The sequence below is a fragment of the Paraburkholderia phenazinium genome (assembly GCF_900100735.1).
Classification (GTDB): Bacteria; Pseudomonadota; Gammaproteobacteria; order Burkholderiales; family Burkholderiaceae; genus Paraburkholderia; species Paraburkholderia phenazinia.
The window spans coordinates 641,371-655,489 of the sequence record NZ_FNCJ01000002.1 but is presented as its reverse complement, the minus strand read 5'-3'; the positions used below and the strand labels follow the sequence as shown (position 1 = coordinate 655,489).

Annotated in this window: 11 protein-coding genes and 1 pseudogene; 6 read left to right on the top strand and 6 right to left on the bottom strand. The window is 63.3% G+C overall.

Annotated features, from left to right (window positions below; all coding sequences use genetic code 11):
• The first annotated feature begins 98 nt into the window (after positions 1 to 98).
• Both BLQ92_RS06775 and BLQ92_RS06770 read left to right on the top strand, forming a co-directional pair.
• Positions 99 to 1,856, top strand: coding sequence for an IlvD/Edd family dehydratase (locus BLQ92_RS06775; RefSeq protein WP_090682753.1), 1,758 nt, complete (start codon positions 99 to 101; stop codon positions 1,854 to 1,856).
• Between the two features lie 209 nt (positions 1,857 to 2,065).
• Positions 2,066 to 2,551: pseudogene (locus BLQ92_RS06770) on the top strand (dihydrodipicolinate synthase family protein); the annotation flags it as partial.
• A gap of 37 nt (positions 2,552 to 2,588) precedes the next feature.
• Here the strand turns inward: BLQ92_RS06770 and BLQ92_RS06765 are convergent.
• A complete protein-coding gene (locus BLQ92_RS06765) occupies positions 2,589 to 3,023 on the bottom strand; it encodes a VOC family protein (RefSeq protein WP_090682749.1) in 435 nt (144 codons plus the stop codon).
• 126 nt (positions 3,024 to 3,149) lie between these two features.
• Between BLQ92_RS06765 and BLQ92_RS06760 the strand changes: the two genes are divergently transcribed.
• The 3 genes from BLQ92_RS06760 (at position 3,150) to BLQ92_RS06750 (ending at position 5,368) form a co-directional block, all read left to right on the top strand.
• Entirely contained in the window at positions 3,150 to 4,019 is an 870-nt protein-coding gene (locus BLQ92_RS06760) for a LysR family transcriptional regulator (RefSeq protein ID WP_090682747.1), read from the top strand.
• A gap of 226 nt (positions 4,020 to 4,245) precedes the next feature.
• A complete protein-coding gene (locus tag BLQ92_RS06755) occupies positions 4,246 to 4,884 on the top strand; it encodes a LysE family translocator (protein ID WP_090682745.1) in 639 nt (212 codons plus the stop codon).
• A 103-nt stretch (positions 4,885 to 4,987) separates the two neighbouring features.
• Entirely contained in the window at positions 4,988 to 5,368 is a 381-nt protein-coding gene (locus tag BLQ92_RS06750) for a hypothetical protein (protein WP_090682744.1), read from the top strand.
• 86 nt (positions 5,369 to 5,454) lie between these two features.
• On the opposite strand, the gene BLQ92_RS06745 is transcribed toward BLQ92_RS06750, so the two are convergent.
• Complete coding sequence (locus BLQ92_RS06745) at positions 5,455 to 6,195, bottom strand: hypothetical protein (RefSeq protein ID WP_090682742.1); 741 nt, start codon at positions 6,193 to 6,195, stop codon at positions 5,455 to 5,457.
• 518 nt (positions 6,196 to 6,713) lie between these two features.
• On the opposite strand from BLQ92_RS06745, the gene BLQ92_RS06740 reads away from it, so the two are divergent.
• A complete protein-coding gene (locus tag BLQ92_RS06740; RefSeq protein WP_090682741.1) occupies positions 6,714 to 7,898 on the top strand; it encodes an aromatic ring-hydroxylating oxygenase subunit alpha in 1,185 nt (394 codons plus the stop codon).
• Positions 7,899 to 8,238: 340 nt separating this feature from the next.
• Here BLQ92_RS06740 and BLQ92_RS06735 read toward each other — a convergent pair whose 3' ends face one another.
• The 4 genes from BLQ92_RS06735 to BLQ92_RS06720 form a co-directional block, all read right to left on the bottom strand.
• Positions 8,239 to 9,948: a SulP family inorganic anion transporter gene (locus BLQ92_RS06735; RefSeq protein WP_090682739.1), complete on the bottom strand. Its 1,710-nt coding sequence runs from the start codon at positions 9,946 to 9,948 to the stop codon at positions 8,239 to 8,241.
• 340 nt (positions 9,949 to 10,288) lie between these two features.
• Positions 10,289 to 11,656, bottom strand: a complete 1,368-nt coding sequence (locus tag BLQ92_RS06730) for an MFS transporter (RefSeq protein WP_244106068.1) — start codon at positions 11,654 to 11,656, stop codon at positions 10,289 to 10,291.
• A gap of 13 nt (positions 11,657 to 11,669) precedes the next feature.
• Positions 11,670 to 12,848 (bottom strand): porin, encoded by a 1,179-nt coding sequence (locus BLQ92_RS06725; RefSeq protein ID WP_090682737.1) that lies wholly within the window; start codon positions 12,846 to 12,848, stop codon positions 11,670 to 11,672.
• A 65-nt stretch (positions 12,849 to 12,913) separates the two neighbouring features.
• Complete coding sequence (locus BLQ92_RS06720) at positions 12,914 to 14,101, bottom strand: M20 aminoacylase family protein (protein ID WP_090682736.1); 1,188 nt, start codon at positions 14,099 to 14,101, stop codon at positions 12,914 to 12,916.
• Positions 14,102 to 14,119 lie beyond the last annotated feature (18 nt).

Sequence of the window (14,119 nt, the reverse complement as noted above, 5' to 3'; positions counted from 1 at the left end):
GCCGCACCAAAGCGCGCGCGACGCGCCACCAGGCCGCGCAAAGCAGCGCGGATCGGGAGCACAATATTCACCCGCCCCTTCACGATCGAGCCCAAGCCATGACCAACAAGCCCGCCTCCCCGCCGTCCGAAGCCCCCCCTGCCGGTAGCGGTCTGCGCAAAGGCTTAACGCATTACGGCGATAGCGGCTTCTCGCTGTTCCTGCGCAAGGCCTTCATCAAGGGCGCGGGCTACACCGACGCCGCGCTGGAGCGCCCGGTGATCGGCATCGTCGATACAGGCAGCGCCTATAACCCCTGCCACGGCAACGCCCCGCAACTGATTGAAGCGGTCAAGCGCGGCGTCATGCTGGCGGGCGGCCTGCCGATGGAGTTCCCGACCATCTCGATCCACGAGTCGTTCTCGCAGCCCACCAGCATGTATCTGCGCAACCTGATGTCGATCGACACCGAGGAGATGATTCGCGCGCAGCCGATGGATGCCGTGGTCCTGATCGGCGGTTGCGACAAGACCGTGCCGGCGCAACTGATGGGCGCCGCGTCCGCCGGAATTCCAGCCATCCAGTTGATCACCGGTTCGATGCTGACCGGCTCGCATCGCTCGGAACGGGTCGGCGCCTGCACCGATTGCCGCCGCTACTGGGGCCGTTTTCGCGCGGAAGAAATCAGCGAAGCGGAAGTCTCCGCGGTCAACAATCAGCTCGTAGCCAGCGTGGGCACGTGTTCGGTGATGGGCACGGCCAGCACCATGGCGTGTCTCGCCGAAGCGCTCGGCATGACCGTGCCAGGCGGCGCGGCGCCGCCGGCCGTCACGGCGGACCGCATGCGAATCGCGGAGTTGACCGGCAGCGAGGCCGTGCGGATCGCCCACTCGCGCCTCACCATCGACCAGGTGCTGACGGCCGAGGCGTTCGAGAATGCCATGCGCGTGCTGCTCGCGATCGGCGGTTCGACCAATGGCATCGTGCATCTGAGCGCGATTGCCGGGCGCCTCGGTTTTGAAGTGGATTTGCAGGCGCTCGACCGTATGGGCCGCGAAACGCCGGTGCTGCTCGACCTGAAGCCCTCCGGCCAGCACTACATGGAGGACTTTCACAAGGCCGGCGGCATGGCCACCCTGCTGCGCGAACTCAAGCCGCTATTGCATCTCAACGCTCTGACGGTGACGGGCCGCACGCTCGGCGAAGAGATAGAAGCCGCCGGCCCTGGATTTGCACAGGACGTCGTGCGCCCACTGTCTCGGCCGGTTTATCCGCAAGGCGGAATCGCCGTATTGCAAGGCAATCTTGCCCCAGGAGGCGCAATCATCAAGCAATCCGCAGCCGACGCGAAGTTGATGGAACACACCGGCCGCGCAGTGGTGTTCGAAAACGCCGAGGACCTGGCGCGCCGCATCGACGCCGACGATCTCGATGTGAGCGCCGACGACATTCTCGTGCTCAAGAACATCGGACCCAAAGGTGCGCCCGGCATGCCCGAGGCCGGCTACCTTCCGATCCCGAAGAAACTGGCGCGGGCCGGCGTCAAGGATATGGTGCGAATCTCCGATGGCCGCATGAGCGGCACGGCGTTCGGCACCATCGTGCTGCACGTCACGCCGGAATCCGCGGTCGGCGGCCCTTTAGCCTACGTGCGCAATGGCGATTCAATCCGTCTGAGCGTCGCGCAGCGCGAGATCAGCCTGCTGGTGCCGGACGAAGAGTTGGCGCGCCGCGCGAACGAAACACCCACCCACGTGCCGACTGCGGAACGTGGTTACCTGAAGCTGTTTCTGGAGACCGTTACGCAAGCGGACCAAGGGGTCGACTTCGATTTCCTGCGGGCGGCCACGGTGCGCGGCACGATCCCTAAAGCCTGAGTGCGCTGCTGTCTCTGTCCCGGCCAAACACAAAAATAATTGACGTTTGAAGCAATCGCGCCACCCTTCTTCGCCGTTTGCCGTCACGCAATACTGCATTGGCACCTGAAAGCAATACTTCGGTGACCCAATCAAAACGGATTTCGAAGGAGACACGCGCCGTGAGCGTCCCAAGCCCAGCTCTCGCCGGCACACCAGACACGCCGCCCTTGCGTGGCGTCCTCTCGCCGGTGCTAACGCCGTTCAACGCCGACGGCTCGCCGTCGGTAGGCCGCTTCGTCAAACACTGCCGCCTTTTGCTCGATCAGGGCTTGGGGCTGGCTGCATTCGGCACGAACTCCGAAGCGAGTTCGCTCGCCGTGCATGAAAAGCGCCGCCTGCTCGACGCCCTCCTCGATGCCGGCCTGCCACCCACGCGCATGATGCCGGGCACGGGAGCGTGCGCACTGCCGGAAGCGATCGAACTCACACGCCACGCCGTGCAGAGCGGTTGCGCAGGCGTGCTGATGCTGCCGCCGTTCTACTACAAGGGAGTCAGCGACGATGGCCTGTTCCGCAGCTTCGCACAGGTGATCGACGAGGTAGCCGATGAGCGCTTGCGAGTCTACCTCTATCACATCCCGCCGGTCGCGCAGGTAGGTATCAGCTTCGGCCTGATCGAGCGCCTGCTCAAGTGTTATCCCGGCGTGGCGGCGGCCACCGTGCTGAGGCTGCCGCCGCACCGCCTACCCCCTACTTCGCAAACAACGACGCCATATTGGCAAAAGCCTTGAACTCCAGCGCATTACCCGACGGGTCGAGGAAGAACATCGTGGCCTGCTCGCCCACCTCACCCTTGAAGCGCACATGCGGCTCGATGATGAAGCTGATGCCGGCGCGCTGCAGCTTGTCTGCGGTAGCCTGCCACTGATCCATCGGCAAGACGACGCCGAAGTGACGCACCGGCACCGCATCGCCGTCGACCGCGCTGGTGTGCCGATGCCCGGCTTCCTCGGGCGCGAGGTGCGCAACGATCTGATGGCCGTGGAAATTGAAGTCCACCCACTCCGGCGAACTGCGGCCTTCCGGGCAGCCGAGCAGCTCGCCGTAAAACGCGCGGGCTGCCGCGAGGCTGTGGACGGGAAACGCCAGATGGAACGGCGGCAAAACAGCTTCGGTAGCGCTCATGATGATCTAGACCGGGATGTTGAACACGATTGAAACGAGAACTGACGGGTCAGTTTATACATTACATAAATTGTTGAAAAACGATATATTTTTGATCTGACCACCACCAAAATTGATGAATTAGCCATGCTCAGCGAACTGAAGACCTTCATTGCCGTCAGCCAGTACGGGACATTTTCCGCGGCGGGCGCGCGCATCGGCCTGACCCAGTCCGCTGTCAGTGCGCAGATGCAACGGCTGGAAGAAGAACTGGGTTTCGCGCTGTTCGACCGCACCGGACGCTCAGCCACGCTCAACAGCGCCGGCCGCGAGACGCTCGCGCTCGCCGAGGAACTCATGACGCTCTATGCGCGGCTCTCAGAGCGCGGCGCGGATGCGAGCGCGAGCGGCATGCTGCGGGTCGGCGCGATCGCTTCGGCGCAGGTCTCGTTCCTCGCCGACGCCCTGGCGCGCTTTCACGGCGAGCGCCCCGGCTGGCGCGTCCGCGTCGTGCCAGGCGTGTCGCTAAGCCTCTTGGGCCAGGTGGACTCGGGCGAGGTCGATCTGGCCGTGATCATCCGCCCGCCCTTCGCCATGCCATCCGAACTCGAATGGCGCACGCTCGTCAGCGAGCCGTTTGCGTTGCTGGTGCCCAAGCCGCTGGCAAAACAGCCATGGCGCGAACTGCTGCGCTCGGAGCCGTTCATCCGTTACGACCGCAGTTCGTTCGGCGGGCGGCTGGTCGACCGGTTCCTAAGGCGCGCCCGGTTGACGGTGCGTGATGCCATCGAGCTCGACGAACTGCAGGGCATCGTCCAACTGGTGGCGCGCGATGCCGGCGTGGCACTGGTTCCGCAAAGCGCGGGGCTCGGCACGTGGCCTGACAACGTCGTCGCGCTCGAGCTAGGTGACGATACGTTCTACCGCGAGATTGGTCTCGTGCAGCGGCCCCGGCATAGCAGGCAGCCGGTAGCGAGGCTGTTGGCCGATTTTATTGAGGAGGCAGCACGCGAGTGATGGCGGGATAGACGGCACAGATTGCGCAGCACATATTGGCGAGACCCGGCTTCCCGAACCTCGCAGATTGTTCCGACTGTACATGTGCGAACTGTATATGTGCGCACGGTCACTACGTCATGCAGAATGTGCCATCCCCACCGGCTCGGCAATGGCGCAAGTACCACGGTGCACCCAGCGGCGCCACGAGGCCATTCCCCCACCCACCCCTGAAGGCATCGCCCCAATGACAGTCAGCGCTTTTCTATCGGCCAACGTGTTGATCGCCTACACGGCCTACTTCATCGGTACCGCAAGTCCCGGCCCGAGCAATCTCGCCATCATGTCGCTCGCCATGGGGTCCGGCCGCAAGTCGGCCTTCGCCTTCGCGCTCGGCGTCATGTCCGGGTCGTTCTCGTGGGCGCTGCTCGCATCGCTCGGCTTGTCGGCGGTGCTCGCCACCTATTCGCAACTGCTGGTGGCGATCCGTGTCGTGGGCGGCCTCTATCTGCTGTGGCTGGCGTGGAAATCGGCCCGCTCGGCGCTCACACCGCAACAACCGCTCGCCAGCGCGACGCGCGTGCCGGAGTCGTCGCAGCGGCTCTACGTGCGCGGCCTGCTGCTGCACCTCACCAACCCCAAGGCGATTCTGGTCTGGCTGTCGATTGTTTCGCTGGCTATTCCTGCCTCGGGTGGCACGGCCCATACGGCTCCGGTCGTGCTCGGCTGCATGGGCATCGGCGTTTGCGTGTTCAGCAGCTATGCCATCCTGTTTTCCACCGAAACCGCGCGCCGTGTCTATGGCTCGATCCGCCGCTGGCTCGATGGTTCGCTGGCCGTGGCATTCAGCCTGGCGGGCGTGAAGCTGTTGACCTCGCGCACCTAACGGCAAACGCGGGCAAACGCGGACAAACTCGCGAAGGTTCCGCGCGCCCCAGCTTTGCGTTACCGTGACGGGTCTCGCACACACGCAACGCAACGGAAACCGAATGAGCCGCCGGGAACAGCAGGACGCGTCCGAAGCACGCTCGCCGTTACAGGTTCGCCTGTATCTGGCGAGCGTGATCATCCTTGTGGCGGGCCTGATCGGCGCCGCCATTATTTACGCCACGGCGCCGGACCCGGACAGTGCGGAATTGATGTACGGCGCAGCGAACCCGCAATACCAGCTCGAACTGCAACGCATCGGCGGCACGGCCGAAGTGGTGGTGGCACAGTTTCATCAATGGTTCGACGGCCTGTGGCACGGCAAACAGCTTGCTTATACCGTAGCGGTTCTATGCGCGGCATTGGCGGGCGCCTGTTTCATGGCAGGTCATAGCCGGATCTTCGATTCGCTGCACGAACCGCCAGACGATCAGGACAGTTAAGCAGGTATCCCGTTCGCGCCCACCGCTGCGCAATAGTCGCTACCAATGCAGGCAGCGACGCTCAGAAACGCCGCTGCCTGCACCCACTAAGCTAAGTCGCACTGCATGACGCGATGATTGCCAATTCGCTCGACCTCGCCAAGCCCGTTGATCACGCAGGCCTGACCGATCAGCCCTTCGCAGGTCAGACCGGCATCCTTGAGTTGTTGCGCCGTCAGGCTGCCGCTCGCCACCCCGATATACACCCAGTACTGCAGCGGCCGGCTGCCCACACCGAGCCCACCGGCGTCGATGACCACCCCAAAGTTCTTTTGCGCCCGATAGTGTTCGGGCCTCGCGTTCTTGTCGTCGTCCGACTTCCATTCCTCGATGAAGCTATCGTAGCGATTCGCGCGCAGCGCTACGAAATCGTAGACCCAGCCGTCGTTGAAAACCGCTTCGAGGAATGCCCGGCGCGCGCCGTCTGCGCCCATCGCCTTGCACATCACACCGAGCAGGCCGCTGTTCAGGTTCGAGGTTGCATCGTTGAAATGCGCCGGCAGCCCCACAACGGTCCAGCTCGCTGCGACGTCAGCATCGCCGGTGGTCGGCTGATCGAACTCCATGCGGATGCCGCGGGCGTCCCAATCCAGAAATGCCCGCATCAGGCAATCGATGTCATCCGCGAAAAGCCATTCGTCTGGCCCGGCCTGAGCGCCGCCCGGATCGTCGCCACCGCAACTGACGGCAAAACGCGGGCGGCCGATCTGCTCGAGATATTCCTCGAATTGCGCACCGCTCGTAATAACCGACCTAAAGACCTTCGTACCTTGCAAAGGGACTTTCATTGACGATCTCCTTGGGGGACAGGAATTTATAGTTACGTATGGAACCGGCAAGGAACGACACAATACCCAAATTCCGCCTTATCGAAAAGACTACGGTTTAAATTTAATGAATATATAGCGCGAAGATATTAATGGACCGAATAGTTAACCGGCGACTGACTTCCGATTCCACGCCATTACGCCACCGAGCGCGCATCATCCAGACATAAAATCGCAATCCATATGAAAGCAAAACGGAAAACCATTACAGCCACGACTCAACAACTTATATCGACAATTTCATCGTTTGATTTATATCCATTGATCTTTTCAAGCAATGAAACTAATTATCGAGAATTTACAATCCATCTCTAAAAAGCCACGCTCACTACTGCCGATTTAGGCTAAGCTTTCTTTGCAGTCGTTTTCGGTTCCCCGCACGTTGCGACCTTCCCTGGGTCGCAGCTGATGAATGCGCCCGCCAGCGGCGGGCGTCTTTTTGCAAAGTGTTCGGCGCCACGTCTCTTTAGGGAGCGGATATGCGACACGACCGCCAGGTAGCGCTCGTCAAGAGGATACTGGCTCATATCGACGCCGGCACCACCGACCTCAGTCCTTCTATCGGGTTGAATCCGGTAGATGCGTATTTTTCGACGGCCCGCCAGGCACTGGAAAACGAGTGCCTGTTTCGCAAACAAGCGCTCGTAGTGGGACTGAGCGGCCTGCTTCCGGCGCCAGGCGATTACCTGGTCGACGACCTCAGCGGTACGTCCTTATTGCTGGTTCGCACCCCTGCAGGAAAACTGAATGCTTTCCTGAATGTCTGCCGTCACCGCGGCGCACCGCTGGTGGAGGGCTGCGGACACAACGCCCAGAGCTTTGTCTGTCCATACCACGCGTGGTCGTACGACACAGATGGCCTCCCCCGGCAACTTTCCCCGCGCGGCCAATTCCCGGGACTCACGCCGGCGGACCGGAGGCTAAAGCAGATTCCCGTGACGGAAGCGTATGGACTGGTGTGGGTTCACCCGCACGCGGATGGCGTCGAGCCGGTTAATCTGCAAGGGCTGGAAAGTGAATTCGACGCCTATGCGTTGAGCGACTTCGTCCACTATGAAACCCGCCGTCTATCCCGGCGCATGAACTGGAAAATCGCCGTCGAAACCTTCCTGGAAGACGCCCATTTTCCCGTGCTGCACCGGGATACCATCGCTACCCTGTTCGTTCCAGGCCTGGGTGTATTCGACGCATTTGGCGACCACTGCATGATTCTCTACCCCCGCGTGACGATTCATGAATTGCGTGGGCAGCCCGAAGCAAACTGGCGCCTTCTCGAGCATGCTGCGATCGTTTATGTGCTGTTTCCGAATAGCCTCGTGATCTGGCAACTCGATCACGTCGAACTGTGGCGGATATTCCCAGACCCTGGTGGCGACCCTGCCATGTGCCGTGCCGAAGCTTCGCTCTATTCCCCGACCGTGGCCGACAGCTACAAGGCACGAGGTCATTGGGACCGCAACATGGATCTGTTGATGCGCACGGTGGATGGCGAAGACTTTCCTCTCGCCGAAGGCATCCAGCAGGGCTTGCGATCCGGCGCTCAATCGCATCTGACCTTCGGGTGTCACGAGCCTGCACTCATTTACTACCACGCTCGCTTGAATAAAGCGCTTGGCGGATCGGCGCAGGTTCGCTCCGCGTTTGCGCCGCGCTATGCATCGTAAAGAACGCCAGAATGCCAGTGCGCGAAACTGCGCCTCTGGCTGATCGGCACCGTCAAACCTCGTCCTGGCCTATGGACCTCAGCGCGCTGCTGCGAACCTTCTGCCTGCACGACGAGACCATCTGGTCGATGTGTCATTGGACCTCGGCCTGGCCGGGACAGCCGCCAGCCAGCGTGGCCACGGCAAGCCTGCCCAGCGAGACAATGTTGAGCCAAAGTGCATCGGCGGCTCATGTTGGACTGCATACGGCTCCGGGGTCCGCCCCAGCGCCAGACCGCTTCGCCAACCGCCCTGGCGTGCGTGCGGCCAGCGCCTGTGCAATCCGCGGCGCGGCCCGTCCCTACATCACCCCGTTCGCCCGCGGGTCCGAGTCCACTCCCACCGCCGCCAGCGCCTCATGCAAGGTGCTGAAGATGCAGGACGCCTTGACGATCTGCGTAATCCCATGGCGGTCCATATCGGAGCGCAGATAGCGGTTCACGCGCGCGAAGATCACCTCGACGTTCTGCTGCTTGAGCGAATCAAATAGATCGGTCAACGAACGCGCCGCCGAGTAATCGAGGTCCGTGATGGCGCCCGCGTCCACCACGAACCAGCGCAGCTTGCTCGGCGCCTGGTCGATCAGCAGGCGCACCTCTTCGACGAAGAAATGATCGTTCGCATAGAACAGATCCGCGCCGAAGCGGTAGACGATAATCCCCGGTGCGGTCTGCATGCCTGGCTTCGCCGGCATCGGCTGCCAGCGTCCATTGGCTCCCGGCATCAGCATCATCGTATGCGGCCGGTAGCTGTGACGCACATGGCGCAGCAGCGACAGCGCCACGGCAAACAGAATCCCATGCTCGACACCCAGCACCACCACCGCAAGCGCGGTAACGATAGCCAGCGTGAATTCACCCGGACTCTCCTTGCGGATGGCGGCCAGGCTCGGTACGTTGATCAGCCCCACGGCAATCGTGAACACGATGCCGGCCAGTACGCAGTGCGGCAGGTATTGCAGATACCGGCTGAAAAACAGCAGCACCACGACCACCACCGCCGCAAACACCAATTGTGCGAACTGACTGCGCGTGCCGGCGCGATCGGCCATGGCGGTTTGGGTCGGACTGCCGTTGACGACGAAGGCGCCCGAAAAGGCGGCTGCGGTGTTGGCCGCGGCGAGACCCAGAATATCGGCATTCAGATCGACGTTCTCGTGGTAGCGCTGGGCGAACACGCGCCCAGCGGCCGCGCTCTGCGCGACGATCATCACGAAGCACGATGCGGCCACCGGCAGCAGATCGAGAATCTGCCGCCAGCTCGCGGCAGGCAGGCGCAACGGCGGCAAGCCCCCGGCAACCGGACCGAGGATCGCGATACCGTGCCCGGCGAAATCGTAGAGGTCGCTAGCGGCAATCCCGCCGACCACCGCCAGCAAAGGCACGGGCAAGCGCGGAATAAAACGTTTGGCGGCAAGGATGCTCACCACCACGCCAGCTGATATCGCCAGCGTCGGCAGGTTGACCTGGCCGAGACGGCTCAGAATCTGCTCCAGCTGCACCGTGCTGCGCGGCGACGAGACCGCAATACCGAGCATGTCGCCCAGCATCGCGATGCCCACCTGTACCCCCACGCCGGCCAGAAAGCCCACCAGCACCGTGCGCGACAGGAAGTCGGCGAGAAAACCCAGTTTGAATATGCGAGCCACCAGCAGCAGGATCGCGGTCAGCAAGGCGACCATGCCGGCCAGCGCGACGTATTGGCCGCTCGCGATCGGCGCCATGGTGGACAGCTTGCTGGCGAAAATAGTCGCGGTTGCCGAGTCCGCTGCGACGACCAGGTGGCGCGACGCGCCGAAGAAGGCAAACGCCACCAGCGGCAGGAACACCGTATACAGGCCGGTCACGGCCGGCATGCCGGCGATACGCGCGTAACCGAGCACCTGCGGGATATCCATCGACGCCAGCGTGACACCGGCGAGTGCGTCGCGCAGCGCAGCAGCGCGATTCAGCGGGAGGATGCCTTTGAGCAGGCCAAACCGGGTGGCTAGTTTTTCTGGAGATTCTTGCATGCAGGAATGGCATCCCAATCAGATGAGCAATCCCGCATCCTGCCGCGAGTGGGCACTACTGCGCAAGACTCGATTGCGGCCCGAGTGCTACACGGATGCAAGGATCAGGAGCCGCCCGCTAAAACTAGCGCTTGAGTTGTCCGGTCAGGGGGTCCACGATGCGGGCAAAGCCGAACAGCGCGGCGATCGCAAGCGGACAGGCAATCAGGAAAGTGACCAGCATCTTTCACCCCGTAACAAAATTTTTCCGCGAGTGTAAAGGATCGACCGTTCTTTTAAATAAGGTAAAACCCCGCACAATCGCGCTGCCGATTCCGCCTCGCCTGCCCACCTCCCTCAATCAATCCAGCGCAACTACAGGGTCCGCCTCCTTGAACAACAAAAGCCCCCCCAAGCTTACGAAACCGCAAGCCAGCACGTACCACGCAGGAGCGTAGAAACTGCCGGTCAAGCGCCATAAGCCGCTGACGATCAACTGCGCGAAGCCTCCAAAGATCGTCACGCCAAGCGCGTAGATCACACCGAGCGAAGTAGCGCGAACTTCGGGACGCAAGGATTCGAGGATCAACACAAAACCTGTAGGACTCGAAAGCGTCATCAAGCCGACCAGCAGGAAGACCACCAGTGCGACCGTGTAGATGGACGGCCAGACCCTGATCGCATGAAAAGCCGGCAACAGCACGACGAGCGATGCGATCGATACCGGATAGAGCAAGCTCTTGCGGCGTGGCACGCGGTCGGCAAGACGCCCGGCGAACGGCGAGCCGACCAGCAGCACCAGTCCCGCCGTGCAGCCCGCCAGCAGCGATACGGCTGCCGGCATGCCGGTGGTGAGCGTGAGAAACGACGGCAGAAAGAATACGATGGTGTACATCGTCGAGGTGCCGCCGATCACCAGCATCGTGCCGGCCACGATCTGCCGCAACGGCATGCGCGAGCGCGGTTTCACCTGGCGTTGTGCGGCCGCCGCGCCCGCAGTGCCGGCGGCGCCATCGGCGCCAGGCTTGACAACCGCTAGTTGCGCGGCAGGCAGTGTGTCGTCGAGATGCCTGCGCAAGTAAAAGCCGACCGGACCGATCAACAGGCCTATCAGAAACGGCACGCGCCATCCCCATGCCAGCAACGCCTCATGCGACAGGCCGCGCGAAAGTGTCGCCGCGACCAGGGCGCCTGCGAGCGCCGCGCCGCCCTGACTTGCCATTTGCCAGCTCACCAGGGAGCCGCGCCGGCCGGCGCCGCCCGCCTCCATCAGCAGGGTGGTCGCCGCGCCCACCTCGCCGCCCGCCGAGAACCCTTGCAGCAGCCGGCCCACTACGATCAGCAGCGGCGCCACGAGACCGATGCTCGCGTAAGTCGGCGCGAGACCGATGATGCCGGTGCCGAGCGCCATCATCGACACCGTCAGCACCAGCGCCGGCTTGCGCCCCGCGCGGTCGGCATACGCGCCGATCACGATGCTGCCGAGCGGCCGCACGATGAAGCCGACCCCGAAGGTGGCCAGCGACAGCATCAGCGCCCCCGCCTGCGAGCCGACTGGAAAGAACAGCTCGCCGATCACGGCCGCAAAAAAGCTGAAGACGGTGAAGTCGAAAAACTCCAGCCCGTTGCCGAGCGCGGCGGCAAGAATAGTCTTGCGGGTCGCGCGCCGGTCTACGCCAGCGAGTGCCGCGGCGCCAGCGCTCTGGTTGATTGCATTCACAGCGGTCATAGGGACCCCACGCTCAGAAGTTGTGATACATGCCCACGGAAGCCGTGACCGGCGTCGTGCCGGTTTGCGGCGCGGTGCTACCGGGCTGCGTCGGCAGCGGGTTATTGTTCAGGAGTACCGTCGAAATCCCGTAGTTGCGGATAAAGCCGGCTCGCGCATAGAGTCCGGTGCGTTTCGAGAGCGTGTAGTCATAGCCGAGCATCACACCGAGTGCAGAGTCTTTAGCGGGGTTTTCCGCCGCGTCGCGTACCCCCGAGGTGTCGCGGTACACCACCGAAGCACGAAACGCGTGGCGGCCGACCGGCAGGATCGTGCCGAGCGTGTAGACCCGCGCAATGCCGTCGCCCGCCAGCTTCGGGGCGTACTGGTTGAAAGCCCCCGAGAGCACCACTTTGCCCGTGTCGTACACGGCGCCGAGGCCATACAGGTCGTTGCGCACGCTGCCGGTGCCGTTCACGCCGCTTGGCGCCCATACCTGGTTGTAGCTGCCGGAAATGTAAGCCGTGCCGTTGTACCACTGCAGCAAGGCGCCCTGCGCCGCGGCGGCAGGCGCCTGGCCTGCCACGTTGCTCGGGGCATACATCAGTTCGGTGCTGAGGCCGGCAAAGCTCGGCGAGAGATACGTGATCGCATTGTTGACGCGCGCGGCCAGTTGCGTCGCACCGGGGCCGAGGTCGCTGTTGTAGCCATAACCTTTCGGGGTCTGCACCACTGCGGTACCGAGCCACGTGTAGACCGAATTGGTGCCGACAGTGCCGAATACGTCGACAAAGAGCGGCAAGCCCGTGCCGATCTGCTTGCCGAAGCGCAGGCGGCCATAGGTGTTGGACGCGAGTCCGACCCACGATTGGCGATTGAAGAACGAGGTGCTGTCCTGCATCGTGCCGTTATTGGCGAGAAAGCCGCTTTCCAGGTTGAACTCGGCACGCCAGCCGCCGCCGAGATCTTCGCGCCCAAACATGCCGAATTTCGAGGTCCATTCGCCGCCGCTCTGGGTCTGCCAAAGCGATTTGCCGCCGACGCTCTGATAGTTGATGCCCATATCGACAGAGCCGTACAGCGCCACGCCTCCCGTCAAGGCGCCATTGAACTCCGGCACCGCCGACAACAACGTGGCCTGATACGGTTCGGCGTGGGCCGAGCCGGTCCCGAGCGTCAGCAGCGCTGCGCTCATTGCGATGCGTTTTTTCATGGTCTCCCTTCCCTGCTCTTGCGAAGATCCGGCACCGTTGCCGGATCGAAACCGGATCGCCGGACTCAGCCCGCGTGCAGATAGCGCTCGGCGAGTCCGACGAAATAGGCCGCGCCCCAGCTCAGCGCAGCGTCGTTGAAGTCGTATTCGGGGTTGTGGACGGCGCAGCCGCCGCGCGACTCGACGCCGTTGCCGAGCGTCACGTAGCAGCCCGGCACCTGTTCGGTCATCCACGAGAAGTCCTCGCTGCCCATCACCGCATCGGGCATCATGCGCAGTCCCTCGGGACCGGCGAGCGCCTCGATGGTGGCAATGGCGAGCTGGGTGGCGACGGGCTCGTTGACGAGCGGCCGCGAGATCTGCCGGTAATCGACCGTGGCGGTGGCGCCATACGCTTGCGCCTGCCGCTCGGCAATGCTGCGGATGCGCGCTTCGACCAGGTCGCGGGTCGCGGCGTCGAGCGCGCGGACCGAGAGTTTCAGCGTCGCCTCTCCGGGGATCACGTTCGGCGCGGTGCCGGCGTGAATCGCGCCCACCGTGACCACGGCGGCGCGGGTCGGCTCGACATTGCGCGCGACGATCGACTGCAGCGCCAGCACGATATTGGCGGCCGCCACAATCGGATCGCAGCCGAGCTGCGGCATCGCGCCGTGCGTGCCCTTACCCGTCACGGTGATCGTCACGGTATCGGACGAAGCCATCATGCAGCCGTGGCGCAGCGCGAACTGGCCCACCGGCAAGCCCGGCGCGTTATGCAGCGCAAACACCATGTCGCACGGAAAGCGCGTGAAGAGGCCGTCTTCGATCATGCGCGTGGCGCCACCCAGCCCTTCTTCGGCCGGCTGGAAAATCAGGTTCAGCGTGCCGTCGAATTCACCGCGCGTGGCCAAGCGATGCGCGGCGGCCAGCAGGATCGCCGTGTGGCCGTCGTGACCGCAGGCGTGCATGGTCTGCGCCACCGTGCTGGCATAGGGCAGCCCTGTGGCCTCCTGGATCGGCAGCGCATCCATATCGGCACGCAGGCCGATGGTGCGGGTCGAACTGCCGCGCCGCAGTTGGCCCACCACGCCCGTGCCGCCGATCCCGGTCGTCACCTCATAGCCCCATGCCAGCAGCTTGCGGGCAACCAGATCCGCCGTGCGCGTTTCCGCGAAGCCCAGCTCCGGATGGGCGTGGATATCGCGGCGGATCGCAACGAATTCATGTTCGGACTCGCGCAGTTCCGCGAGTAGTTGTGCAAAAGCCTGAGTCATTCCGTGCTCCGTGATGCG

What these genes read in the sequence shown, in the direction of transcription:
- BLQ92_RS06765 (WP_090682749.1), bottom strand. Translation starts at nt 3,023, where the DNA reads ATGAGCGCTACCGAAGCTGTTTTGCCGCCGTTCCATCTGGCGTTTCCC.
- BLQ92_RS06745 (WP_090682742.1), bottom strand. Translation starts at nt 6,195, where the DNA reads ATGAAAGTCCCTTTGCAAGGTACGAAGGTCTTTAGGTCGGTTATTACG.
- BLQ92_RS06740 (WP_090682741.1), top strand. Translation starts at nt 6,714, where the DNA reads ATGCGACACGACCGCCAGGTAGCGCTCGTCAAGAGGATACTGGCTCAT.
- BLQ92_RS06750 (WP_090682744.1), top strand. Translation starts at nt 4,988, where the DNA reads ATGAGCCGCCGGGAACAGCAGGACGCGTCCGAAGCACGCTCGCCGTTA.
- BLQ92_RS06735 (WP_090682739.1), bottom strand. Translation starts at nt 9,948, where the DNA reads ATGCAAGAATCTCCAGAAAAACTAGCCACCCGGTTTGGCCTGCTCAAA.
- BLQ92_RS06760 (WP_090682747.1), top strand. Translation starts at nt 3,150, where the DNA reads ATGCTCAGCGAACTGAAGACCTTCATTGCCGTCAGCCAGTACGGGACA.
- BLQ92_RS06730 (WP_244106068.1), bottom strand. Translation starts at nt 11,656, where the DNA reads ATGACCGCTGTGAATGCAATCAACCAGAGCGCTGGCGCCGCGGCACTC.
- BLQ92_RS06755 (WP_090682745.1), top strand. Translation starts at nt 4,246, where the DNA reads ATGACAGTCAGCGCTTTTCTATCGGCCAACGTGTTGATCGCCTACACG.
- BLQ92_RS06725 (WP_090682737.1), bottom strand. Translation starts at nt 12,848, where the DNA reads ATGAAAAAACGCATCGCAATGAGCGCAGCGCTGCTGACGCTCGGGACC.
- BLQ92_RS06720 (WP_090682736.1), bottom strand. Translation starts at nt 14,101, where the DNA reads ATGACTCAGGCTTTTGCACAACTACTCGCGGAACTGCGCGAGTCCGAA.
- BLQ92_RS06775 (WP_090682753.1), top strand. Translation starts at nt 99, where the DNA reads ATGACCAACAAGCCCGCCTCCCCGCCGTCCGAAGCCCCCCCTGCCGGT.